Here is a 23,132-nt window from a genome sequence, read left to right on the forward strand (position 1 = left end):
GTGGGGGGTCGGGGTTGGGAGTGTCCCCCCCCGGGGGTGGTGGGGGGGTGGGGGGCCCCCCCCCCCATGCCGCGAGCGACGTCCCCTGCCCCTCTCCCGACTTCGCTTCGCTCGTCTGCCAGCATCGGGGCGACAGCGCCCCGCGCTGTCGAGGTCATGCCGGGGGCATGACCGGCCCTATGCTCCCCGGCGGGGAGAGGGCGTACAATCTCGACATCGAATTCGGCCAGGCTCTTGTTCACGTCCGGCGGCAGGATCGCGACGTCCAGCCGGCGCATGTCGTCGACGAACACCGCCAGCTTGTCGGTCAGATGGATATCGTAGCACATCGACGCGGCGTAGAATTCGTGCGGATGGTGTGCCTTCAGCCACGCGGTCTGATAGGCAAGCAGCGCATAGGCCGCGGCGTGCGATTTGTTGAAGCCGTAGCCGGCGAACTTGTCGATCAAGTCGAACAATTCGTTCGCCTTGGCGGCGTTGATCTGGTTGTGGCTCGCGCAGCCCTCGACGAAGGTCGCGCGCTGGGCGTCCATCTCCTCTTTCTTCTTCTTGCCCATCGCGCGGCGCAGCAAGTCGGCGCCGCCGAGCGAATAGCCGGCGAGCACCTGGGCGGCCTGCATCACCTGTTCCTGATAGACGAAGATGCCATAGGTCTCGGCCAGGATCGGCTCGAGCAACGGGTGCGGATAGGTGATCGGCTCCTGCCCGTTCTTGCGCCGGCCGAACGACGGAATGTTGTCCATCGGGCCCGGGCGGTAGAGCGAGACGAGCGCGATGATGTCGCCGAAATTGGACGGCCGCACCGCCGACAGCGTGCGCCGCATGCCTTCCGATTCCAGCTGGAACACGCCGACCGTGTCGCCCTTCTGGAGCAATTTGTAGACGCCCTCGTCGTCCCAAGTCAGCGCGTCGAGGTCGCAGTGGATGCCGCGCTTGGCCAGCAGCTCGACCGCCTTCTTGAGCACCGACAGCGTCTTGAGACCGAGAAAGTCGAACTTCACCAGCCCCGCGCCCTCGACATATTTCATGTCGAACTGGGTGACCGGCATGTCCGATCGCGGATCGCGATAGAGCGGAACGAGGTCGGCGAGTGGGCGGTCGCCGATCACCACGCCGGCGGCATGGGTCGAGCTGTGGCGCGGCAGCCCCTCGAGCTTCATCGCCAGGTCGAACAGATGCCGGACATCCTTATCGCCGCGATATTCGGCGGCAAGCTCGCTGACGCCGTTGAGCGCGCGGTCGAGCGTCCAGGGATCGGTCGGCAGGTTCGGCACCAGCTTCGCGAGGCGATCGACCTGGCCATAGCTCATCTGGAGCACGCGGCCGGTATCCTTGAGCACCGCGCGCGCCTTCATCGTCCCGAAGGTGATGATCTGCGCGACCTGGTCGCGGCCATATTTCTGCTGGACGTAACGAATGACTTCGCCACGCCGCGTTTCGCAGAAATCGATGTCGAAATCGGGCATCGACACGCGTTCCGGGTTGAGGAAGCGTTCGAACAGCAGACCGAGCTTCATCGGGTCGAGGTCGGTGATGGTCAGCGCCCAGGCGACCACCGACCCCGCGCCCGATCCGCGCCCCGGGCCGACCGGAATGTCGTTGGCCTTCGCCCATTGGATGAAGTCGGCGACGATCAGGAAATAGCCCGGGAACCCCATCTGGATGATGACGTCGAGCTCGAATTCGAGGCGGTCGCGATAGGCCTTGGTCCAGTCTTCTTCTCCCCCTCCCGCTTCCGGGAGGGGGCTGGGGGGAGCGCTTGTCGAGGCGAGCGCGTCGTCTGTGGACACGCCCTCCCCTGGCCCCTCGCGCAGGCGGGAGGGGGACCGGAGTTCAGCAATCCGATCGAGCCGCTTCTGCAACCCCTCACGCGCCCGCTCGCGCAGCAGCGCCGCCTCGCCGTCGCGGTCGCCGGCCAGGCTGGGCAGAATCGGCTTGCGCTTGGGCGCCGCCACCGCGCAGCGTTGCGCGACGACGAGCGTGTTGGCGATCGCCTCCGGCAGATCGGCGAACAGCGCGCGCATGTCCTTGGCCGGCTTCATCCAGGCGTCGGGCGAACTCTTGGGCCGATCGTCGCTGGCGACGTAGGAGGAATTGGCGATGCACAGCATCGCGTCGTGCGCTTCGACGAACTCCTCCTCGGCGAAGCAACAGGGATTGGTCGCGACGATCGGCAAGTCGCGAGCATAGGCCAGGTCGAGCAATTCCGCCTCGGCCTTGGCCTCGACCGGGTCGAAGCGCCGCGCGATCTCAATATAGAGCCGGTCGCCGAAGATCGCCTGCAACCGGTCGACATAGGCGTTGGCGCGATCGGGCTGGTCCTCGGCGAACAACCGCGCGACGCCGCCCTCCCCGCCCGCGGTCAGCGCGATCAACCCGGCAGAATTGGCCTCGAGCGTCGCGAAATCGACATGCGGATCGAGCTCGACCGGGCGCCCGAGATGCGCCTCGCTGACCAGCCGGCAGAGATTGAGATAACCGTCGTCGTCCTGGGCGTAGAGCGCGATCCAGTCGACCTGCACCGTCTGCCCCTCGGGCAGATCGGGCCGCGCCACCCCGAGCATCGCGCCGATGATCGGCTGCACCCCGGCATCGCCCGCCGCGCCGGAAAACGCCATCGCCGCGAACAGCCCGTTGCGGTCGGTCACCGCGGCGGCGGGAAAGCCCAATTCGCGCGCGCGCTTGGCGATCGCCTTGGGCTCGATCGCGCCGTCGAGCATCGTGTAGGACGAAAATATCCGCAAGGGGACGAAGCCGGAATGAGGCATACGCCCTATATGGACGCCCGACCGGCGCCAGGCAAAGCCCTAGGCCGCGCTATCCACAGTTTTCGTCGCCCAGAAGCGCGGAATCACGACGCGCTTGATCGCGACCAGGACGAACGCCAAGGGCAACATCACCCAGATCGTCTGCTTCTTCTCGAGGAACAGGCAGGCGAAGAACAGGACCGGCATGGTCACGGTGGGCAAAGCCCGCCCCCAGCGCTCGGCACTTTCGATCTCGCTGCGCATCACGCCGGGTTTTGCGGAGGCATAGATCCACATCGCGGAGTTGAGCAGCCCGCAGACACACATGATCAGGCTGTAGAAACGGAACCCGACATCGATCCCGCCGGGCGCGTAGAAGATGTGGACCGCCGCGGGAATGACCGCGATCATGCACAACATGCCGAGCGACAGCGCCGTCAGGACATTGTCGGTCCGCGCCACGCGCGCGAACAATTCGCGGTTGGCGATCCAGAACACGGCGGTGAAAACGAAACTCAGCAGATAGGCGACCAGGCTCTGGCCGCTCGTCGCCAACAGCGCGGCGAGGGATGCGGGATGATCGGGCAAACGGATTTCGAGCGCCGCCAGCGTGGTGGCGATCGCGAAGATGCCGTCCGACAGCATGATCAGCCGGTCGGTGTGGTGCCGCTCGATGTGGCGCGCGAGCGGCTCGGCCGTCGCGAGCGATTCGATCTCCGCCAAATTCCCCCTCCCCCTGTTCGGTCCCGCCCCCGGGCAGTGTCAGAGCAGCTTCTCGATGTCCGCGGCGATATCCTCGGGCTTGGTGGTCGGGGCATAGCGCTCGACGACCTGGCCGTCGCGCCCGACCAGGAACTTGGTGAAGTTCCACTTGATGCCTTCGGTCCCGAGAAAGCCCGGCGCCTGCTTCTTGAGCTCGCCGTACAGCGGGTCGGCACCCGAACCGTTGACCTCGATCTTGGCGAATACCGGAAAGGTCACGTCATATGTCAGCGAGCAGAAATTGGCGATTTCCTCGGCATTGCCCGGTTCCTGCGACCCGAATTGGTTGCAGGGGAAGCCCAGCACCTCGAACCCGCGACCGGCATAGGCACGATAGAGTTCCTCGAGCCCCTCATATTGCGGGGTGAATCCGCATTTTGACGCGACGTTGACCACCAGCAGAACCTTGCCGGCATAGGCACCGAGATCGGCATCGCCGCCGTCCGCCGCCTTGACGTGGAAATCGGTGATCGCGGTCATGCGCCCTCCCCTTTATCTGGCCTCGTGCCTGGCCATCAGCGCGGCGATGTTGCGTTTCACGCCCGGCCATTCGTGTTCGAGGATCGAATAGAGCACGCTGTCGCGATAATGACTACCGTTGAGGATCAGGTGGCCGCGGATCACGCCGTCCATCCGCGCGCCCAGCCGCTCGATCGCCGCGCGCGAGCGGCGATTGAGGAAATCGGTCCTGATCTGCACGCAATAGCAATCGAGCGTCTCGAAAGCATAGCCGAGCAACAGCATCTTGGCTTCGGTATTGAGCCCAGTGCGCTGGACGCGCGCCGCATAGACGGTGCCGCCGATCTCGACCCGGCGATGCTGCGGCGCCATGCGGAGGAAGCGCGTTATTCCGGCGATTTTCCCGTCGGCGTCGCGCACGGTGAACGGCAGGGCACGGCCTGCCTCGGTTTCGCGCTCGAGCTTTTCATACCAGGCGTCGATCGTATCCGGTTTGGGCACCGTCGTGTGGAAGGCGTCCTCCAATCCCGTCGCGAACGCGGCGAGGATGCCGTCGCGATCGTCGCGAACCAGCGGGGAGAGCGTGACGTGCCGGCCATGCAAGGTCGGAACCGAGCGCCAGGGATCGCCGAAAACCGCTTGATCGGCCACGCTGCCGCCCTCCGCGCTCAGGTCAGATGCCCGTCGTGCAGCCGCAGGACGCGGTCCATCCGCGCCGCCAGCCGTTCGTTATGCGTCGCGACCAGCGCCGCCGATCCCTCCTGGCGCACCAGCCGCAGGAACTCTCCGAACACGACGTCGGCGGTCGCCTCGTCGAGATTGCCGGTGGGTTCGTCGGCCAGGATCAGCGCGGGGCGATTCGCGAGCGCGCGCGCGACCGCGACCCGTTGCTGTTCGCCGCCGGACAATTGGCTCGGGCGATGAGTCAGCCGATGACCGAGCCCCAGCGTCGTCAGCAGGTCGCTCGCGCGGGCATCGGCCTCGGCCCGCGGCGCCCCCTTCACCAGCTGGGGAAGGACGACATTCTCGATCGCGTTGAAATCGGGCAGCAGATGGTGAAATTGATAGATGAACCCAAGCTTTTCGCGGCGGGTTTCGGTCCGCTCGGAACTGCTCATCTGCGCGGCCTCGACGCCGGTGATCCGGATCGACCCGCCGAATCCGCCTTCGAGCAGCCCGACCGCTTGCAGCAGCGTCGACTTGCCCGAGCCCGACGGGCCGAGCAGCGCCACGATCTCGCCCGGCGCGATCGCGAGATCGGCACCGCGCAGGACGTGGATCGTTTCCCCGCCCTGTTCGAAATTCCGGGTCAGGTTCGTGGTGGAGAGGACGGGTTCACTCATAGCGCAGAACCTGGACCGGGTCGGTGCTCGCCGCGCGCGATGCCGGATAGAGCGTCGCGAGAAAGGTGAGCAGCAGGGTGATCGCGACCACCATCGCGATCTCGACCGGATTGGGCTTGGACGGCAACTCGGTCAGCACGCGAATGGTCGGATCCCATAGATTCTGGCCGGAGAGCCGCTGAACGAAATCGACGATCGGCTGGCGGAAATGGAGCAGGACGAAACCCAGGATCAGGCCGGCGATCGTGCCGAGCACGCCGATCGTGGTGCCGACGGTGATGAAGATCCTGACCATCGCCGCACGCGGCGCGCCCATCGTTCGCAGGATCGCGATGTCGCGGGTCTTGGCACGGACCAGCATGATCAGCGACGAGGCGATGTTGAACGCGGCGACGAGAATGATGATGCACAGGATCACGAACATCGAGACCTGCTCGATCGCCAGCGCCTCGAACAATTGCTGATTCTGCTGGCGCCAGTCGGTGACCGCGACGGTATCGCCCAGCGCCCGGCGCAACGGCGCCAGAATCTCGCCCACCTTGTCGGCGTTGGTCGTGTAGAGCTGGATCATGCCGACGCTGTCGGGATCGAGCAGCAAGAGCGTCTGCGCGTCCTGCATCGGCATGATGACATAGGCCTTGTCGTAATCGTAGACGCCGATCTCGAAGATCGCGCCGACCGTGTAGGACACCATGCGCGGCACCGTACCGAACGGAGTCGACTGGCCGGCCGGATTCCAGATCGTGATCTGGCTGCCGATATCGACGCCCAGCGCCTCGGCCAGGCGCGAGCCGATCGCGATGCGGCTGCTGCCGGCGGTGATGTTGCCGAGATCGCCCGCCACGATATGGCCGGCGATCGTCGAATTCTTGCGCAGGTCCGGCACCGTCAGGCCGTGCAGCAGAATCGCCTCCGCCCGGCCATTATAGGTCGCCATCAGCGGCTGCTCGATCATCGGCGTGGCGCTCGTGACGCCGGGCGTCGCCTTGGCCTGGGCCACCAATTGCTGCCAGTTGTTGAGCGGGCGGGCGCCATAGCCCTGGATCACGGCATGGCCGTTCAGCCCGACGATCTTGTCGAACAGCTCCGCGCGGAAGCCATTCATCACGCTCATCACGATGACCAGCGCGGCGACGCCGAGCATCACTGCGCCGAGACTGAAGCCAGCGACCAGCACGATGAAGCGCTCGCCTTTGCCGGGCAGCAGATAGCGCCGGGCGATCAGGCGTTCGTAGCTCGACAGGAGAATCAATCAGGCCTCGCGATCCGCCCCCGGAATATCGGCTGACTAGACGGGGTTGGTCGCGCTAGCAACAAAGGCGACGCTGTGGCGGATTCGACACAGGACCGCCGCAATCGTGCGTCGATCCGTCGTTTGGCGATGACAAGACACCGGTGGCCGCCTAGCACTCATGCTCACGAAACGCAGGTCAATGGCCGTGGTTCGGGGATTGCTTCCAGCTCCGCCTTGAAAAAGGCGCGCGGGCGGAAGTTACAAGGGGGCTGACGAGCAATCGTCACGCAGGCGCCCGGGTCGGAAACGGCCCGGGCGTTTGTTTTGGGGCGAAGGCGAGCAGCAATGCTGCATGCCGCTTTGCGCAGCAAATCGCCCCAAACGGCCGCCGGGCCGCGCCAGCGGCCCGAGCGACGGCGGCTTTGCCGACCGGCGCGAGTCCAGCTAAGCCGTCATGCCAGCGAAAGCTGGCATCTCATGAAGGGAAATGCGGCACGAGACCCCAGCTTTCGCTGGGGTGACGCGAGCTCAGAAACTGATCCGGAACGTCCCCCCATAAGTCCGCGGATCGCCGGGCTGCCCCACGATCAGCCCGGTGCTGCCCGACTGCACGCTCAACAGCTCGAAATAGTTCTGATTGAACGCGTTCCTGACCCAGGCATAGACGTTCCACTTGTCCTTGCGGAACCCGAGCCGGAAGTTGGACAGCGAATAGCCGTCGATGTCGGTGTAGAGCGAGCGCGACGGGTTGGACGAGAATTTCGAGCGGTAGCTGCCGTCATAGCCGATATAGACCTGCCCGCCGCCGACCGGCACGTTGTACTCACCGCCGAACGAGAACGACCATTTCGACATGCCGGGTAGAATCTGGCCGGAAACATCGCAGAATGCAGGGCTATTGGTACCGCCCGACAGTTCGGGCGGGCACGGCGCATCCTTGAAGTCGACATATCTGGCGTCGGTGAAGGCCCCGTTGACGTAGAGGCTGAACCGCGCGCTGGGGCGATAGGAGGAATCGAACTCGACGCCGCGCACGCGGACCTTGGCGACATTGGCGAGATAGCCGCGGATCACACCCAATTGACCATTGGTCACCGTTGCCTGGTAATCGCCGACCTCGGTCCAGAAACCGGCGAGGTTGAGCGTCAGCTTGCGGTCGAAGAACTGCGTCTTCAGTCCCAGTTCGAAATGATTGACCTTTTCCGGCTTGACCGCCGCCGCGCTCAGGATCGGCTTGTTCGATGCATCGAGCGGCAGGCCGGACAGATTGATGCCGCCCGATTTGAAGCTGCGCGCATAGGTTGCGTAAGCGTGGATCTCGGGGCTGAAATCATAGGACAAAGTGAGATCGCCCGACACGTTCCACGCGCTGAACCGCGGGCTGTATCGCTGGGGCGCCAGCGTGCTGATCTGGTTCTGGAAGGTAGTCTTTGCGGCACCTGTCTTCGAATCGAGCAGCGCCTGGACGTTGTCCGCCGTCGCGACGAAATTGTACTGGCTGTTGGCGATACTGACCGTCGCGTCGTAAAAACCCGATTTCTTGTCGTAATTGAGCCTCAGCCCCGGCTGAATGTGGAATTTGTCGGTGACTGCCCAATTGAGCTTGCCGAACACCGCGAAGCTTTGATTGCTGAACCGAATGGTGTTGGTCGAGGTGAGGCCGTCAAGCACCAAGGGATTCTTGCTGTCCGCGCTGGTCGGGTTGAGTACCCAGGCGCTGGCGGCCGGACCCTGGACCTGCGAGCCGGACGTCTTGATCTGCTGGTCGAAATAGAAGGCGCCCAACGTGTAATTGACCTTGCGGTCGCCGCTCGAGGCGATGCGTAATTCCTGCGAGAATTGCGTCTGATGCGACGGGTTCTGCGACACCGTGGTGATCGGCAGGCCGGTGAAGTCGCGGTCGTTGGCCGGCTTCCAGTCCCAATAGCGCCACGCGGTCACCGAGGTGAGCGTCGCCGAGCCGATATCCCAGCTCCCGACCAGCGACAGCCCGCCGACTTCCTGGCGCGAATTGATGTCGGCATCGAGATCGGTGACGCGGTCGAACGGGTCGAAGCTTGGCGGCGTATAGCCGAACGCCGCCGCCAGCGCGGCATATTGGCGATTGAGCGGACGCTGCGTCGCGCCCAACCGCGCATAATATTGCACGCAGCAATAGGGGTTCTGCAGGCTGAAATCGGCCGAGAGGTTGAAGCTCAGGCCCGGCGTCGCCTGCCACAGCAATTGGCCACGAACGCCGAAATTGTCCTGTTTCTGAATATTCTTGTCGATCGCGGTATCGTAGATCGTGCCGCCGCGCTTGGTCACCGAGGTGGAGATGCGCGCGGCGAGTTGTCCGTCGACGATCGGCGCCGAGGCCGAGCCCTTGAGTTGGACGAGACCGTAATTGCCGGTGCTGGCCTCGAACGTCGCCTCGGGCGACGACAGGTTAGGTTTCTTGGTGGTGATGTTGACCGCGCCGGCGGTGGTGTTCTTGCCGTAGAGAGAGCCCTGCGGCCCGCGCAGCACCTCGACCCGCTCGATGTCGACGAAGTCGAAAGTCGAAGCGCCGATGCGGCCGATGTACACCTGGTCGATATAGAGGCCGACGCCCTGCTCGATGCCGTCGTTGGTCAGGCCGAACGGTGCGCCGAGGCCGCGGATATTGATCGACGAATTGCGCGGGTTGCTCGAATAGAATTGCAGCGCCGGTTGGAATTGCTGGAGGCGGTTGACGTTGAACGCGCCGGCATTGGCCAGCGTCTCCCCGCTCAGCACCGCGACCGCGATCGGCACGGTCTGGAGGCGCTCGGTGCGACGCCGCGCGGTCACCACGATATCGCCGCCGGGAGTCGGCGCCGCTTGCGGGTCCGCCTGGGGCTCGGGCGCAGGCGCGGCGGGCTGATCCGCGGTTGTTGCGGAGGCGTGCACCGCGGCGCGCGTATCGTTGTCGGCAAGCGCGATGGCCTGCGGTGACGCGGCGGCGAGCAGAAGCGGAAACGCTGCGAGCATGGACTTGATTCCCCTGGATCGTCGACAACCCTTAAATCCCCATCAATTTGCTAGGATTAAAAGCAAGATGATCTGGGTCGCCGCGCAAGCCAAACTTTACGCACGTTGAAAAAGCGGGATATTTTGTCGAAACGACCCTCTTGAACGAGCGCCGGAATGCCCCAGATATGGGATGACGCGATGCCCATCAGGGGTCGTGTCATTGTGCAATCGCTCAATTTCGGAGGATCACAAATGCGACAATTCGACCTTACCCCCTACCGCCGCTCGACCATCGGTTTCGACCGCCTGTTCGACATGCTCGAAGCCTCGGCGCGGCATAATGGCGGGGACAATTACCCGCCCTTCAACCTCGAGCGGACCGCCGAGGATCATTTCCGCATCACGATCGCGGTCGCCGGCTTCCGCCGCGACGAGATCGAGATCGTCGCCCAGCAGAACCTGCTGACCGTCAAGGGCAAGAAGGACAAGGACGGCGACCAGTCGGCCTATCTGCACCTGGGCATCGCCACCCGCAGCTTCGAGCGCCGCTTCGAACTCGCCGACTTCGTGCGGGTCGAGGATGCGCGCCTGAACGACGGGCTGCTGACGATCGACTTGGTGCGCGAAGTGCCCGAGGCGCTGAAGCCGCAGACGATCGCGATCAAGACCGGGGCTCAGCTCGCCGCGATCGAGAGCGCGCCTGCCGAGGAGACCAAGGCGGCGTAATCGACCAAGGCGCTTTCTCGCTTCCTCGAAAGCGCTGACGGGCGTCCGGGCCGAATGGTCCGGGCGCCTTTTTTTCGTTTCGACGATACGCATAGCACTGGTAGCTGGGTGGGATGACATCCGCGCCCATGCCAGTGATCGTGAACCGCAACGGCGGCGCTGCCGCGAAGATGGGCGACGCTCTCGCCCCGACGCTGGAAGAGGCGTTTGCGGGGACCGGCAAGTCGGTCGAGATACGGGCGCTCGACGGCAAGCGGCTTCCCGATGCGATAGAGGTGGCGGCGAAGGCGGGAGAGGTCGTCGTCGCCGGCGGCGACGGCACCGCGGCCGGTGCCGCGCAGATCCTCGCGGGCAGCGATACGCGGCTCGGTTTGCTTCCGCTCGGCACGCTCAACCATCTCGCTCGCGACCTGAACCTGCCGACCGACTTGGAAGCCGCCGCCGACGTTGCGGTGAACGGGCGCCCGCTCCGCATCGATGTCGGAGAGGTCAATGGCCAGGTCTTCGTCAACAACGCGTCGATCGGGCTCTATCCGCTGATGGTGCGCAAGCGAGAGGGGCTGCGCCGCGCGAAGGGCTGGCCAAAATGGCTGTCGACGGTTCCCGCCGCGCTCGCCGCGCTCGAACGCCTGCCGCACCATCGCCTTCGGCTCGATTGGGGCGACGGCGAACGGACGGTCGTTACGCCGCTGCTGTTCGTCGGCAACAATGCCTATTCGCTCGACCGCGGCGAAGTCGGCAAGCGCGAGCGTCTGACCGACGGCAAGCTGGCGGTCTATGCGGTCGCCCGTCGCCGACGCCTCGCGCTGATCTGGTTCGCCCTGCGCGCTCTCGCGGGCCGCGCCGAGCGCGACCTCGATTTCGAAACGCTCGGCGAATGCGAAACGCTGAAGGTCACTTCGAGCAGCGGATCGGTCGAGATCGCGCTCGATGGAGAACTCCGCCGCATGGATGCGCCGCTCGAATTTCGTATTCGTCCACGCGCTCTCACCGTCTTGACGCCAAGCGAGGATGGGCAGCTGTGATGGCTCAAACGACCCCGGCGACCGACCACCCTTCTCGGTCCGTTCGCCCGGGGCCATGCCCGCGTAAACGAATTCGGGACCGTCAAGGTCGATCAACGGAATTTCCTCCTTTTCGCGCCAATAGTCCTGATTATGCGCCCATTCGGGTTTGTCTCCCCGCCGTGGCAGCTCGTCGAGCCCGCGCATCAGGTAGCCCGGGTTGAAATTGTCACGATCGATCCAGGGAAGCAGCGGCATGTCCTTGTCTTGCGGGCGCAACACGACATCGACCCGATGGACGCCGCGACGCTCCATATGGTTGAGCAGTCGGCAGACGAAATCGCCCAGCATGTCGACCCGTAGCGTCCAGCTGGCGCGGAAATAGCCCATTACCCATACCATGTTGGGGACGCCCGTGAACATCATCCCGCGATAGGTGACGGTGCGCGCCCAATCGACCGGGCGACCATCGACGAAGAAGGGAATGTCGCCGATCACCGACAGGCGAAAACCGGTCGCCGCGACGACGATATCGGCATCGATCTGCCTGCCCGATTTGATCCTGACGCCGCTCGCAACGAAACGGTCGATCTCCTCGGTGACGACGTCGACCTTGCCCGCCTTCACCGCCTGGAAGATATCGCCGTCTGGGCAAAAGGCGAGCCGCTGCTGCCACACGCGATAATGGGGCGTGAAGTTCGGCTCGAACGCGAAATCCTCTCCCGCGTAGGAACGGATCAGCTCCTTGAGTTCTTCGAAGACGGCGTCCGGCTCGGCCATGCAGCGCCGGGTCAACTGGTCCTGGTCGAACATGATCTGCGCCCTGACCACTCGGTGGACGGTCGGTTCGTCGATCCCGATCTGGCGCAGGCGATCCGCCAGTTCGTTACGGTTTGGGCTGCAGAAGAAATAGGTAGGCGATCGCTGCAACATCGTCACATGCGCGGCCTTTTCGGCGAAAGCGGGAATGATCGTTGCCGCCGTCGCACCCGAGCCGATCACCAGGACGCGCTTCCCGGCATAATCGATCGCGGGATCCCACAGTTGAGCGTGAACGAACCGTCCCCGAAAATCGGAAAGTCCCCGCCAATCCGGCACATAGGGCCGCTCGTGGTCGTAATAGCCCTGGCACATCCAGAGGAATTCGCAGGTTACCCGGACGGTCGCGCCATCGGAACTCCTGATCGCCTCGACCGTCCAGCGATTATCGTCGCTCGACCAACGGCAGGCAGTGATGCGATGACCATAGCGGATATGCGGATCGATCCCGTTCTCCTCGATCACTTCGCCCATGTAGCGCAGTATCTCTTCGCCGCTGGCGACCGGGGCGCCGATCCACGGCTTGAAGCGATAGCCGAACGTGTAGAGATCGGAATCCGACCGCACCCCCGGATATTTGTGCGTTTCCCACGTCCCGCCGAACGTGTCCTTCATCTCGAGGATCAGATAGCTCTTTTCGGGACATTGGTGCTGCAGGTGCCAAGCGGATCCGATCCCCGAAATCCCCGCGCCCACGATCAGGACGTCGACATGCTCGGCCCGGATCCCATCTTCTACGATCGCCCTCGTTGCCACCGTTGTTCTCCTCCGTGCGCGACAATGCGAAGGTGAGAATGCGACGGTCCGGCATCGTTATCCTTGACGCCGGTCAAACTTCACGGCGGCCCGCTGTCTCACACCAATCGGCTCTGCCGCACCGCCGCCGCGATGAAGCTGGCGAACAGGGGATGGGGGTCGAACGGCTTGGACTTCAGTTCCGGGTGGAACTGGACGCCGACGAACCAGGGGTGATCGGGGCGCTCGACGATCTCGGGCAGCATGCCGTCGGGCGACATGCCGCTGAACACCAGCCCGCCCTTCTCCAGTGCATCGCGATAATTGGTGTTGACCTCATAGCGGTGGCGATGCCGCTCGCTGATGTCGGTCGCATCGTAGATCGACGCCACCACGCTGTTGCCGTCGAGCTTGGCCTCATAGGCACCGAGCCGCATCGTGCCGCCGAGATCGCCGCCCGCCTCGCGCTTCTGCACGCCTTCGGCCGACATCCATTCGGTGATGATGCCGACCACCGGTTCGTCGGTCGGGCCGAATTCGGTCGAGCTCGCCTTCTCGATTCCCGCCAGGTTCCGCGCCCCCTCGATGCACGCCATCTGCATGCCGAAGCAAATGCCGAAATAGGGCACGTTGCGTTCGCGCGCGAACTTCACCGAGGCGATCTTGCCTTCCGCGCCGCGTTCGCCGAACGCGCCGGGCACCAGGATGGCGTGGCATGGCTCGAGGCTGGCGGCGACATCGCTGTCGCTATGCTCGAACACCTCGGCGTCGATCCAGCGGATGTTGACCTTCACCTTGTTGGCGATGCCGCCATGGACCAAGGCTTCGTTGAGCGACTTGTAGGCGTCCTGCAGCCCGACATATTTGCCGACTACGCCGATCGTGACTTCCCCTTCCGGGTTGGTCAGGCGGTCCATGATATCGGTCCAGCGCGAGAGGTTGGGATTGGCGCCGGGCAGGATGCCGAACGCGTTGAGCACGGCGTCGTCGAGCCCTTCACGATGATATTGCTCGGGCACGCCATAGATGCTTTTGGCGTCGAGCGCGGGGATGACCGCTTCCTTGGGCACGTTGCAGAAGAGCGCGATCTTGGCGCGCTCGCTGGCAGGCAGCTCGTGCTCGCAGCGGCAGACCAGCACGTCCGGCTGGACGCCGAGCGCCGCCAGTTCGCGTACGCTGTGCTGGGTCGGCTTGGTCTTGAGCTCGCCCGCCGCCGAGATGTACGGCACCAGGGTCACATGGATGCTGATCGACTGACCGCGGCCGAGATCGTTGCGGATCTGCCGGATCGCCTCGATGAACGGCAGCGATTCGATGTCGCCGACCGTCCCGCCGATCTCGCACAGCACGAAATCGAGGTCGTCGGTGTCGGCCAGCGCGAACGCCTTGATCGCGTCCGTCACGTGCGGAATGACCTGGACGGTCGCGCCGAGATAGTCGCCGCGCCGCTCGCGCTGGATGATCTGCTGATAGATCCGGCCCGAGGTGACATTATCGGACTGCCGCGCCGCGACGCCGGTGAAGCGCTCGTAATGGCCGAGATCGAGGTCGGTTTCCGCCCCGTCGTCGGTCACATAGACCTCACCGTGCTGATACGGGCTCATCGTGCCCGGATCGACGTTGAGATAGGGATCGAACTTCCGAATGCGGACGCGATAACCGCGCGCCTGGAGAAGGGCGGCGAGCGATGCCGCCATCAGACCTTTGCCGAGCGAGGAGACCACGCCGCCGGTAATGAAAATAAACCGCGCCATGGGAATCACCGCCTAGCTTGGAATGGGGTTGTGTCGCAAGCACGCGACTCCACCCGCGCGAACAAAAAGTCCGCGCGGGCGATCAAAACGAAATGGGTTTAACGAACCGGGTTCGCGCCGTTGCCTGCCGGAGCGGCCTGGTTCTCGGCCGGCGCCAGCGCACCAGGGAAGGTCACGTTGCCGCCGGCGCCCGCCGCGGCATTGGCCGCTGCGCCGCCGAACACGCCGCCCGACGGCTGCGGAACGCTACCGGCCGGCGCGTTGATCGGCGCCGTCCGATTTAGCGACGTGTCGATCGACGTGCTGTGCCGCGTCGCCGCCATCACCGCGAGCAGAATGGTCAGCCCGACGAACACGGTCGCCAGGATGGCGGTCGAGCGGGTCAGGAAATCCGCCGCGCCGCGCGCCGACATCAGGCCCGCCGGGCTGCCGCCGCCGGTCAGGCCGCCGCCTTCGGAACGCTGCATCAGGATGACGGTGACGAGCGCCGCTCCGACCAGCAATTGAACCACGAGCACGAAGGTGAACAGCATCGACCGACTTTGACCTGCAAAACTGGAGAAAGCGGGCACATAGGCGAGCCTCTGCTCGCGATCAACCGCTCATCGGTCCGACGATCCGTGTCCTTTCCATGACATTTCGTGTCCGCACTGAAACCCATCGCGCCCGCGCACGTTGTTACGCTTGCGATAGCGACCGCCTTTTTCGGGCCCAAATCAGACGTGAGCGACGATATGAACATTGCCAGCACCATCGACGGCCCTCCGCTGACGCGGTGGATGAACACGCTGGTCGACTATGTCAGGTCGGGCGAACCCGATCTCACCAACCGCCAGATGGCGCTGTTGCTGGTCGTTTATCTCTCGCCGGGGCCGCATACAGTGCGCGGCTTGGCCCGCGCGCTGAACGTTTCCAAGCCGGTCGTGACACGCGCCTTGAACAGGCTGGGGGCGCTCGGCTATCTGCGCCGCCAGCGCGACGATACCGACAAGCGCAACATATTCATCGCGCGCACCACCGAGGGGGCAGGTTTTCTTGAAGAATTCGGACAATTTGTGGGAGAAAGCGACGCACCCCGCGCCCGCCGAGCCACCGCGTAGAAGTTTCGCCCTGACGGGGCATTCGATCGCGATCGATCCGCGTCACAATGCCGTTCGCCCCGATCTCGCCGACGTCCGCCTCGCCGAATACGTATTCGCGCCGCATTACGCGGCGGCGCTTCCCTGTGTAGTGACTCGCACCGTGACCCTGCACGCCGAATCGTCCCCGACGTCCGAACCGCTTGCCGACCTCGACGTCGGCGAGAGCTTCGAAGTGCTCGAAGTGCTGCGTGAAGTGGCGTGGGGCGTATCGCCCGACCGCCGACTGGTCGGCTATGTCGATCGCACCGCGCTGGACCTCGAGGCATGAACGTCAACGTGTTCATCGACGGCGGCGCCGGCACCACCGGGCTCGAGATCCGCGACCGGCTGAGCGGGCGCGACGACGTGACGCTGATCACGCTCGACGACGCGGCACGCAAGAATTCCAAGGCGCGCAAGCAAGCGCTCAACGACGCCGATTTCGTTATCCTCTGCCTGCCCGACGATGCCGCGCGCGAAGCGGTGGCGATGATCACCTCGGACAAGACGCGGGTGATCGATGCCTCGACCGCGCATCGCGTCGCCGACGGCTGGACCTACGGCTTCGCCGAGCTCGAACCCAGCCAGCAGGCGGCGATCGCCGAAGCGCGCTTCGTCAGCAATCCGGGTTGCTATCCGACCGGCTTCCTCGCACTCGTGCGACCGCTGGTCCGCGCCGGGCTGATCCCCCACGACTGGTCGTTGAGCGTCAACGCGATCTCGGGCTATTCGGGCGGCGGCAAGGCGATGATCGCGGAGTTCGAGGACGGCAAGGCCAAGACCCGCGCCCGGCTCTACGCGCTCGGCCTCGCGCACAAGCACGTTCCGGAGATGCAGAAGCACGCGCGGATGGCGCATCCGCCGATCTTCGCGCCGTCGGTCGCCGACACCTATCGTGGCATGATCGTCGAGGTGCCGGTGCCGCTTCACGTCCTGCCGCGCAAACCCACGCTGGCCCAGCTCGAGGCCGCGCTGACCGACGCCTATAGGGACTGCGCGCTGATCCGCATCGCGCCCGGTGACGCCCAATATGTAACGATCGAGGACGATGCCGGCAGCGATCGCCTGACCTTGCGCGTTTGCGGCAATGGCGAGACCGGCCAGGCGCGGCTGATCGCGACGCTCGACAATCTCGGCAAGGGAGCGGCGGGCGCGGCGGTGCAGAACCTCAACATCATGGCCGGGTTCGATCCGGTCGCCGGCCTGACTTTATGAACGCCGCCCCCTAGACAGGGATTTCACTTGCCGCCCGTCGACACGCTGGGCGAACGGTTTTTGAAACGAGGAAAAGCTAATGCCCGGAACGCGCCAGCCGCTCGACAAATTGCTGCTGTTCGGCGCGACCGGCGACCTCTCGCAGCGCATGTTGCTGCCCTCGCTCTACGGCCTCGACGAGGACGGGCTGCTGCCCGACGACATGACGATCACCGGCACCGCGCGCACGGTGTTCGAGGACGATGCGTTCCGCAAGTTCGCCAGGGAAGCGCTGGAAAAGTACCTGCCCGAGGAACGCAAGGACAAGGCCAAGATCACCGCTTTCCTCAAGCGGCTAAACTATCAGGCGCTCGACGCGACCAAGGCCGATCACTTCAAAGACCTGTCCGACGAACTCGGCGACACCAGCAAGGGGCTGGCGATCTTCCTGTCGACCGCGCCCAGCCTGTTCGAGCCGACGATCAAGGGGCTCGACGGCGCCGGCCTGGCGCATGGCAATGTCCGCATCGGGCTGGAAAAGCCGCTCGGCTCCGACCTCGCCTCGAGCCGGGAAATCAACGACGCGGTGGCCAGGGTCTTCCCGGAGGACCGGATCTTCCGGATCGACCATTATCTCGGCAAGGAAACGGTCCAGAACATCCTGGCGCTGCGCTTCGGCAATTCGTTCTTCGAGCCGGTGTGGAACGCGCAAGGCATCGACAACGTCCAGATCACCATCGCCGAGACGGTCGGGCTCGAGGATCGCGCTGGCTATTACGACGGCGCCGGCGCGCTCCGCGACATGGTCACCAACCATATCCTCCAGCTCGTCGCGTTGGTCGCGATGGAACCCCCTGCCCGCTACGACAAGGATTCGATCCGCGACGAAAAGGCGAAGGTTTTCCGCAGCCTGCACATCATGACGCCGGAGGAAGTGCCGCACAACACGGTGACCGGCCAATATGGCCCGGGTGCGGTCGGCGGCGAGATCGTCAAGGGCTATCTAGACGAACTCGGCAAGCCGTCGACCACCGAAACCTTCGTCGCGATCAAGACGCGGATCGACAATTGGCGCTGGCAGGGCGTGCCCTTCTACCTGCGCACCGGCAAGCGCATGGCGGTGCGCCGCAGCGAGATCGCGATCCAGTTCAAGCCGGTGCCGCATTCGATGTTCGCCGGGCGCGGCGGTCTGCTCCAGCCCAACAAGCTGATCATCCGCCTGCAGCCTGAGGAATATATCCAGATGCTGGTCATGGCGAAGGAGCCGGGACTCGACCGCGATGGCATCCATTTGCGCGAAGTCCCGCTCAACCTCAGCCTCGACGCCGAATTCGCCGGCTCCCGCCGCCGCATCGCCTATGAGCGTCTGTTGCTCGATCTGATCGAGGGCGATCAGACCTTGTTCGTCCGTCGCGACGAGGTCGAGGCGCAATGGACCTGGACCGACGCGATCCGCGCCGGCTGGGTGGCCAACGATATGAAGCCCAAGAGCTACGCCTCGGGCAGCTGGGGGCCCTCGACCTCGATCGCGCTGACCGAGCGCGACGGGGTGACGTGGCAAGACGATTGAACTTTACCGTCATCCCCGCGAAAGCGGGGATCCAGCTCCCGACAGCTGGACCGGGCAAAACCGGTGATAGGTTCCCGCTTTCGCGGGAATGACGATCTTATTGGCGAGAGCATCATGGCGACGAACGAAGAAATCGAATGGTGGGAATATGACGATACCGACGAGATGGCGGATGCCGTTTCGGGCGATATCGCCTTCATCATCGAAAGCGCGATCGAGGCGCGTGGCGGCGCAGTGATCGCGCTGGCCGGCGGCAAGACGCCGACCCCGATCTACGCCAAGCTCGCCAAGGCCAAGCTCGAATGGAAGCGGTTGACGATCATCCCGGGCGACGAGCGGATCGTGCCGCTGGGCGACGAATTGTCCAACGTGACGATGCTGGCCAAGACCTTCCTGCCGCTTGGCGCGCGAGTCATGCCGATCGTCCCGCAGGCTACCGCCGATTACAAGGCGGCCGGGCGCTCGGCCGATGCGCTGATGCAGGACCTGCATTGGCCGCTCGACCTCTGCCTGCTCGGCGTGGGCGGCGACGGCCATACCGCTTCGATCTTTCCCGGCCCGGATTTCGACGAAGCGCTGAACGGCCCCAAGGAACGCCGCATGCTGGGCGTGATGCCCGACCCGCTGCCGCCCGAGGCGCCGGTCGCGCGCGTCACCCTGAGCCGCGCGGCGATCGTCTCGTCGGCCTCGGTGATGATCGCCGTCACCGGCGCCGCCAAGAAGAAGGTGATCGAGGACGCGATCGCGCAAGGGCCGAGCTCGGCCTATCCGATCGGGCGCGTCCTGGCGGATACCGAGCTGCCGGTGGATATCCACTGGGCGCCCTGACTTCCTCATTTCTACAAGTGAGGGAACGGAGCGGGCGATCGGCGCCCGATCCAAGCCGCTGAGCTTTCGTAATAGGCGCGAGGCGATGCAGCGCGAGATCTGGTTCAAGAAAGTCTTTGGGAGCTATTTCCCGGTCCATTGGAAAGGTGTGGTCGCCCAAGTAGCGCTCACTTTCGTGACACTTAGTGCGGTTTTCCTAACGACATGGCTGCTTGAGGTGTTCCACGTTCAAGACGCAGATGACTGGTCGTTCTTATGGATCATGCCGGGCGTCGTAGCCGCGTTGATTCTGGCAGAACGCCACAGCGAGTAGGCTACCCGTCCATATTTCGCCCCAAATCGGGGAAAACGAAGCGCCTTTCCCTTCGCATACGAATTTCCAGGCGCCCGCGGCCCACTCGGCCTTGCCCGCGCGTCGCGCAGGTCTAGGAGGATCGCAAGAAAGCGTCGGCAAGGCCGGCCGCTGGAAAACGGACATCAGGCCATGAACCCGGCACTCTCCGCCGTTACCGACCGCATCGTCGCCCGCTCGCGCCCGACGCGCCGCGCCTATCTCGATCTCATCGATCGCGAGCGCGACCGTGGATCGCGATCGCGGTCGACGCTGGGCTGCGCCAACCTCGCGCACGGCTATGCCGGTACCGAGGAGGATCGCGACGCGATGCGGACCAATGCCGCGATGAACATCGGCATGGTCACCTCGTACAACGACATGCTGTCGGCGCATGCGGTCTATTACCGCTACCCCGAGCAGATGAAGATCTGGGCGCGCGAGGTCGGCGCGACGGCGCAGGTCGCCGGCGGCGTGCCGGCGATGTGCGACGGCGTCACCCAGGGCTATCCGGGGATGGAACTTTCGCTGTTCAGCCGCGACACGATCGCGTTGTCGACCGCGGTCGCGCTGACCCATGGCATGTTCGAGGGCGCGGCCCTGCTCGGCATTTGCGACAAGATCGTCCCCGGACTGCTGATGGGCGCGCTGCGTTTCGGGCATCTGCCGACGATCATGATCCCGGGCGGACCGATGCGCACCGGCATCCCCAACAAGGCCAAAGCGGCGGTGCGCGAGGCCTTTGCCGAGGGCAAGGTCGGCCGCGACGAACTGCTCGAAGCCGAAATCGGAGCCTATCATTCCAAGGGCACCTGCACCTTCTACGGCACGGCCAACACCAACCAGATGATGATGGAGGTGATGGGCCTGCACATCCCCGGCGCCGCCTTCGCCAACCCCGGCACCAAGCTGCGCCAGGAGCTGACGCGTGCCGCGGTGCATCGGCTAGCCGCAATCGGCTGGGACGGCGACGATTACCGGCCGCTCGGCCGTTGCGTCGATGAAAAGGCGATCGTCAACGCCGCGGTCGGCCTGCTGGCGACGGGAGGGTCGACCAATCACCTGATCCATCTGCCGGCCATCGCGCGCGCGGCGGGGATCGCGATCGACTGGGAGGATTTCGACGCGCTGAGCCGCGCCGTGCCGCTGGTCGCGCGCGTCTATCCCAATGGCTCGGCCGACGTGAACGGGTTCGAGGATGCCGGCGGCATGCCGTTCGTGATCCGCGAATTGCTCGGCGCCGGGCTGCTCCATGGCGACATCCTGACCGTCGCGGGCGATTTTGCCGATTACGGCAAGCGGCCGGTGGTCGAGGGTGACGGCTTGATCTGGGAAGATCCCGGCGCGAGCGGCGACGAGACGATCCTGCGCCCCGCCGCCAATCCCTTCTCGGCCGAGGGCGGCTTCCGCATCCTGACCGGCAATCTCGGCCGCGCGTGCATCAAGGTCTCGGCGGTCGAGCGCGAGCGCTGGGTGGTCGAGGCCCCTGCCCGCGTGTTCCACGACCAGGCCGAGGTCCAGGCGGCGTTCAAGGGGGGCGAGCTCGACCGCGACGTTGTCGTGGTGGTCCGTTTCCAGGGCCCGCGCGCCAACGGCATGCCCGAACTCCACAAGCTGACTCCTCCCCTGAGCGTGCTGCAGAACAAGGGCCATCGCGTCGCGCTCGTCACCGACGGCCGCATGTCGGGCGCGTCGGGCAAGGTCCCGGCTGCGATCCATTGCTCGCCCGAGGCGCTGGGCGGCGGTCCGCTCGGCAAGGTGCGCGATGGCGATGTCATCAGGCTGGACGCGGAGAACGGCACGATCGACGCCTTGGTCGATGCCGCCGATTGGGACGCACGCGAGCTTGCCGAATGCCCGCCGGCGGCCGAAGGAATGGGCCGCGAATTGTTCGGGCTGTTCCGCGGCGCCGCGGACGAAGCGGAATTGGGCGCGTCGGCGATTTTCGCGGGCGCGGGGTTGTGACCAGCCGTCACCCCAGCGAAAGCTGGGGTCTCAAGCGGTGACGCGATACGGCCGGAGATCCCAGCTTTCGCTGGGATGACGGATTTGGAGAGGCTGAGAAACGCAGATGGAACTCGTCGCAGTCGATATCGGGGGCACGCATGCCCGCTTCGCCATCGCCGAAGTGGCGGATGGCAAGGTCGTCTCGCTCGGGCCCGAAATCACCCAGAAGACCGCCGAGCACGCCTCGCTTCAGACCGCGTGGCAGGATTTCGGCCGCCAGCTCGGCCGCGACTTGCCCAAGGCGGCGGCGATCGCGGTCGCCTCGCCGGTGGGGGGCGAGGTCATCAAGCTGACCAACAATCCCTGGATCATCCGACCCTCGCTGATCCCCGAGCGGCTCGGCGCCGACACCTATGTCATCGTCAACGATTTCGGCGCGATCGCCCATGCCGTGGCGCAACTGCCCGATGAGGATTTCCAGCATATCTGCGGCCCCAAGCGACCATTGGCGCGCGACGGCGTGACCTCGATCTGCGGTCCTGGCACTGGCCTCGGCGTGGCGGGTGTGCTGCACGCGGGCGAGACCTATCACGTCCTTTCGACCGAAGGCGGCCATGTCGATTTCGCCCCGCTCGACGCGTTCGAGGACGCGATCCTCAAGCGGCTGCGCAAGACCTTCACCCGCGTCTCCGCCGAGCGCATCTGCGCCGGTCCGGCGATCGTCGCGATCTACGAAACGCTGGCCGAGATCGAGGGCAAGGCGATCCGCCATCTCGACGACAAGACGATCTGGACCCTGGCGTTCGAAGGCAGCGACAGCCTGGCGATCGCCGCGCTCGACCGCTTCGTGCTCGCGCTCGGCGCCTTCGCCGGCGATCTCGCGCTGACCCAGGGCGCCAAGGACGTCGTCATCGCCGGCGGCCTCGGCCTCAAGCTCAAGGGCCATTTCGCGCGCTCCGGCTTCGGCGAGCGCTTCACCGCCAAGGGGCGGTTCCAGCAGATGATGGCCAACATACCGGTCAAGTTGATCACCCATCCCCAGCCCGGCCTCTACGGCGCCGCGGCCGCCTTTGCCCAGGAGCATTCGAAATGAGCGCCATCGAAACAATCATGCTGGCGGCGCCGGTCATCCCGGTGATCGTGATCGAGGACCTCGCGACCGCCAAGCCTTTGGCCGAGGCGCTGGTGCGCGGTGGCCTGCCCGCGCTCGAAGTCACGATGCGCACGCCGGCCGCGCTCGACGCGATCCGCGAGATGAAGAAAGTCCCGGGCGCGATCGTCGGCGCGGGCACGGTGATCAATCCGCAGCAATTCGCCGACGTGATGGACGCCGGCGCCGAATTCATCGTCTCGCCGGGCCTGACCGAGCGGCTGGCGCGGCCGATCATCGACAGCGGTGTGCCCTATCTGCCGGGCATCGCCAATTCGGCCGACCTGATGCGCGGCCTCGATCTCGGCCTGACGCATTTCAAGTTCTTCCCGGCCGAGGCCAATGGCGGATTGAAGGCGCTCAAGAGTCTGGCCGCGCCATTCTATCAGTGCAAATTCTGCCCGACCGGCGGGGTGAGCGAAGCGAACGCGCCCG

The 23,132-nt window shown here is 65.0% G+C and carries 20 protein-coding genes and 1 pseudogene; 11 read left to right on the forward strand and 10 right to left on the reverse strand.

Going from position 1 to position 23,132, the window contains the following annotated elements:
* From dnaE to ACTHJR_RS10425, 7 genes are all read right to left on the reverse strand, one after another.
* On the reverse strand, positions 1 to 2,768 hold a 2,768-nt coding region (dnaE, locus tag ACTHJR_RS10395; protein ID WP_440523093.1), incomplete at its 3' end, for a DNA polymerase III subunit alpha.
* Between the two features lie 39 nt (positions 2,769 to 2,807).
* A complete protein-coding gene (locus ACTHJR_RS10400; protein WP_440523094.1) occupies positions 2,808 to 3,470 on the reverse strand; it encodes a TMEM175 family protein in 663 nt (220 codons plus the stop codon).
* 39 nt (positions 3,471 to 3,509) lie between these two features.
* Positions 3,510 to 3,989, reverse strand: coding sequence for a glutathione peroxidase (locus ACTHJR_RS10405; RefSeq protein WP_440523095.1), 480 nt, complete (start codon positions 3,987 to 3,989; stop codon positions 3,510 to 3,512).
* A gap of 12 nt (positions 3,990 to 4,001) precedes the next feature.
* Positions 4,002 to 4,619, reverse strand: coding sequence for a GNAT family N-acetyltransferase (locus ACTHJR_RS10410; protein ID WP_440523096.1), 618 nt, complete (start codon positions 4,617 to 4,619; stop codon positions 4,002 to 4,004).
* A 17-nt stretch (positions 4,620 to 4,636) separates the two neighbouring features.
* Entirely contained in the window at positions 4,637 to 5,311 is a 675-nt protein-coding gene (locus ACTHJR_RS10415; RefSeq protein WP_440523097.1) for an ABC transporter ATP-binding protein, read from the reverse strand.
* Complete coding sequence (locus tag ACTHJR_RS10420; RefSeq protein WP_440523111.1) at positions 5,304 to 6,560, reverse strand: lipoprotein-releasing ABC transporter permease subunit; 1,257 nt, start codon at positions 6,558 to 6,560, stop codon at positions 5,304 to 5,306. Before ACTHJR_RS10420 ends, ACTHJR_RS10415 begins: the two co-directional genes overlap by 8 nt.
* A gap of 513 nt (positions 6,561 to 7,073) precedes the next feature.
* Positions 7,074 to 9,536: a TonB-dependent receptor gene (locus ACTHJR_RS10425; protein ID WP_440523098.1), complete on the reverse strand. Its 2,463-nt coding sequence runs from the start codon at positions 9,534 to 9,536 to the stop codon at positions 7,074 to 7,076.
* A gap of 234 nt (positions 9,537 to 9,770) precedes the next feature.
* On the opposite strand from ACTHJR_RS10425, the gene ACTHJR_RS10430 reads away from it, so the two are divergent.
* Both ACTHJR_RS10430 and ACTHJR_RS10435 read left to right on the forward strand, forming a co-directional pair.
* A complete protein-coding gene (locus ACTHJR_RS10430) occupies positions 9,771 to 10,244 on the forward strand; it encodes an Hsp20 family protein (RefSeq protein WP_440523099.1) in 474 nt (157 codons plus the stop codon).
* Between the two features lie 170 nt (positions 10,245 to 10,414).
* Positions 10,415 to 11,269 (forward strand): diacylglycerol/lipid kinase family protein, encoded by an 855-nt coding sequence (locus ACTHJR_RS10435; RefSeq protein WP_440523112.1) that lies wholly within the window; start codon positions 10,415 to 10,417, stop codon positions 11,267 to 11,269.
* Positions 11,270 to 12,082: 813 nt separating this feature from the next.
* Here ACTHJR_RS10435 and ACTHJR_RS10440 read toward each other — a convergent pair.
* From ACTHJR_RS10440 to secG, 3 genes and pseudogenes are all read right to left on the reverse strand, one after another.
* Positions 12,083 to 12,823 (reverse strand): annotated as a pseudogene (locus ACTHJR_RS10440) (flavin-containing monooxygenase); the annotation flags it as partial.
* 98 nt (positions 12,824 to 12,921) lie between these two features.
* Positions 12,922 to 14,556 carry a CTP synthase gene (locus tag ACTHJR_RS10445; protein WP_440523100.1) on the reverse strand — a complete coding sequence of 545 codons (1,635 nt, stop codon included), beginning with the start codon at positions 14,554 to 14,556 and terminating at the stop codon, positions 12,922 to 12,924.
* A gap of 98 nt (positions 14,557 to 14,654) precedes the next feature.
* Complete coding sequence (gene secG / locus ACTHJR_RS10450; protein ID WP_440523101.1) at positions 14,655 to 15,089, reverse strand: preprotein translocase subunit SecG; 435 nt, start codon at positions 15,087 to 15,089, stop codon at positions 14,655 to 14,657.
* A gap of 246 nt (positions 15,090 to 15,335) precedes the next feature.
* Here secG and ACTHJR_RS10455 point away from each other — a divergent pair, with 246 nt between their 5' ends.
* The 9 genes from ACTHJR_RS10455 to eda all read left to right on the forward strand — a co-directional run.
* On the forward strand, positions 15,336 to 15,656 hold the full coding sequence (locus tag ACTHJR_RS10455; RefSeq protein WP_440523113.1) for a MarR family transcriptional regulator: 321 nt from the start codon (positions 15,336 to 15,338) through the stop codon (positions 15,654 to 15,656).
* Positions 15,592 to 15,966, forward strand: a complete 375-nt coding sequence (locus ACTHJR_RS10460) for an SH3 domain-containing protein (protein ID WP_440523102.1) — start codon at positions 15,592 to 15,594, stop codon at positions 15,964 to 15,966. The genes ACTHJR_RS10455 and ACTHJR_RS10460 overlap by 65 nt, the downstream gene beginning before the upstream one ends.
* Complete coding sequence (gene argC / locus ACTHJR_RS10465; protein WP_440523104.1) at positions 15,963 to 16,892, forward strand: N-acetyl-gamma-glutamyl-phosphate reductase; 930 nt, start codon at positions 15,963 to 15,965, stop codon at positions 16,890 to 16,892. Before ACTHJR_RS10460 ends, argC begins: the two co-directional genes overlap by 4 nt.
* Before the next feature lie 79 nt (positions 16,893 to 16,971).
* A complete protein-coding gene (gene zwf, locus ACTHJR_RS10470; RefSeq protein ID WP_440523105.1) occupies positions 16,972 to 18,441 on the forward strand; it encodes a glucose-6-phosphate dehydrogenase in 1,470 nt (489 codons plus the stop codon).
* 114 nt (positions 18,442 to 18,555) lie between these two features.
* The gene (gene pgl, locus ACTHJR_RS10475) at positions 18,556 to 19,269 is read left to right on the forward strand and encodes a 6-phosphogluconolactonase (protein ID WP_440523106.1); all 714 of its coding nucleotides are present in this window, start codon (positions 18,556 to 18,558) and stop codon (positions 19,267 to 19,269) included.
* Between the two features lie 85 nt (positions 19,270 to 19,354).
* Positions 19,355 to 19,582, forward strand: coding sequence for a hypothetical protein (locus ACTHJR_RS10480; RefSeq protein ID WP_440523107.1), 228 nt, complete (start codon positions 19,355 to 19,357; stop codon positions 19,580 to 19,582).
* A gap of 171 nt (positions 19,583 to 19,753) precedes the next feature.
* Complete coding sequence (gene edd / locus ACTHJR_RS10485) at positions 19,754 to 21,565, forward strand: phosphogluconate dehydratase (protein WP_440523108.1); 1,812 nt, start codon at positions 19,754 to 19,756, stop codon at positions 21,563 to 21,565.
* Between the two features lie 106 nt (positions 21,566 to 21,671).
* A complete protein-coding gene (glk, locus tag ACTHJR_RS10490; protein WP_440523109.1) occupies positions 21,672 to 22,640 on the forward strand; it encodes a glucokinase in 969 nt (322 codons plus the stop codon).
* Positions 22,637 to 23,132: bifunctional 4-hydroxy-2-oxoglutarate aldolase/2-dehydro-3-deoxy-phosphogluconate aldolase (gene eda / locus ACTHJR_RS10495; RefSeq protein ID WP_440523110.1), on the forward strand; the 496-nt coding region annotated here is incomplete at its 3' end. The genes glk and eda, both read left to right, overlap by 4 nt.

The sequence above is a fragment of the Sphingomonas sp. genome (assembly GCF_051962185.1).
Classification (GTDB): domain Bacteria; phylum Pseudomonadota; class Alphaproteobacteria; order Sphingomonadales; family Sphingomonadaceae; genus Sphingomonas.

Excerpts from the sequence above, each read along its gene's own strand:
- ACTHJR_RS10405 (WP_440523095.1), bottom strand. The coding sequence starts at position 3,989 with ATGACCGCGATCACCGATTTCCACGTCAAGGCGGCGGACGGCGGCGAT.
- ACTHJR_RS10415 (WP_440523097.1), bottom strand. The coding sequence starts at position 5,311 with ATGAGTGAACCCGTCCTCTCCACCACGAACCTGACCCGGAATTTCGAA.
- ACTHJR_RS10425 (WP_440523098.1), bottom strand. The coding sequence starts at position 9,536 with ATGCTCGCAGCGTTTCCGCTTCTGCTCGCCGCCGCGTCACCGCAGGCC.
- ACTHJR_RS10430 (WP_440523099.1), top strand. The coding sequence starts at position 9,771 with ATGCGACAATTCGACCTTACCCCCTACCGCCGCTCGACCATCGGTTTC.
- ACTHJR_RS10435 (WP_440523112.1), top strand. The coding sequence starts at position 10,415 with ATGGGCGACGCTCTCGCCCCGACGCTGGAAGAGGCGTTTGCGGGGACC.
- ACTHJR_RS10445 (WP_440523100.1), bottom strand. The coding sequence starts at position 14,556 with ATGGCGCGGTTTATTTTCATTACCGGCGGCGTGGTCTCCTCGCTCGGC.
- secG (WP_440523101.1), bottom strand. The coding sequence starts at position 15,089 with ATGCTGTTCACCTTCGTGCTCGTGGTTCAATTGCTGGTCGGAGCGGCG.
- ACTHJR_RS10455 (WP_440523113.1), top strand. The coding sequence starts at position 15,336 with ATGAACACGCTGGTCGACTATGTCAGGTCGGGCGAACCCGATCTCACC.
- argC (WP_440523104.1), top strand. The coding sequence starts at position 15,963 with ATGAACGTCAACGTGTTCATCGACGGCGGCGCCGGCACCACCGGGCTC.
- zwf (WP_440523105.1), top strand. The coding sequence starts at position 16,972 with ATGCCCGGAACGCGCCAGCCGCTCGACAAATTGCTGCTGTTCGGCGCG.
- pgl (WP_440523106.1), top strand. The coding sequence starts at position 18,556 with ATGGCGACGAACGAAGAAATCGAATGGTGGGAATATGACGATACCGAC.
- ACTHJR_RS10480 (WP_440523107.1), top strand. The coding sequence starts at position 19,355 with ATGCAGCGCGAGATCTGGTTCAAGAAAGTCTTTGGGAGCTATTTCCCG.
- edd (WP_440523108.1), top strand. The coding sequence starts at position 19,754 with ATGAACCCGGCACTCTCCGCCGTTACCGACCGCATCGTCGCCCGCTCG.
- glk (WP_440523109.1), top strand. The coding sequence starts at position 21,672 with ATGGAACTCGTCGCAGTCGATATCGGGGGCACGCATGCCCGCTTCGCC.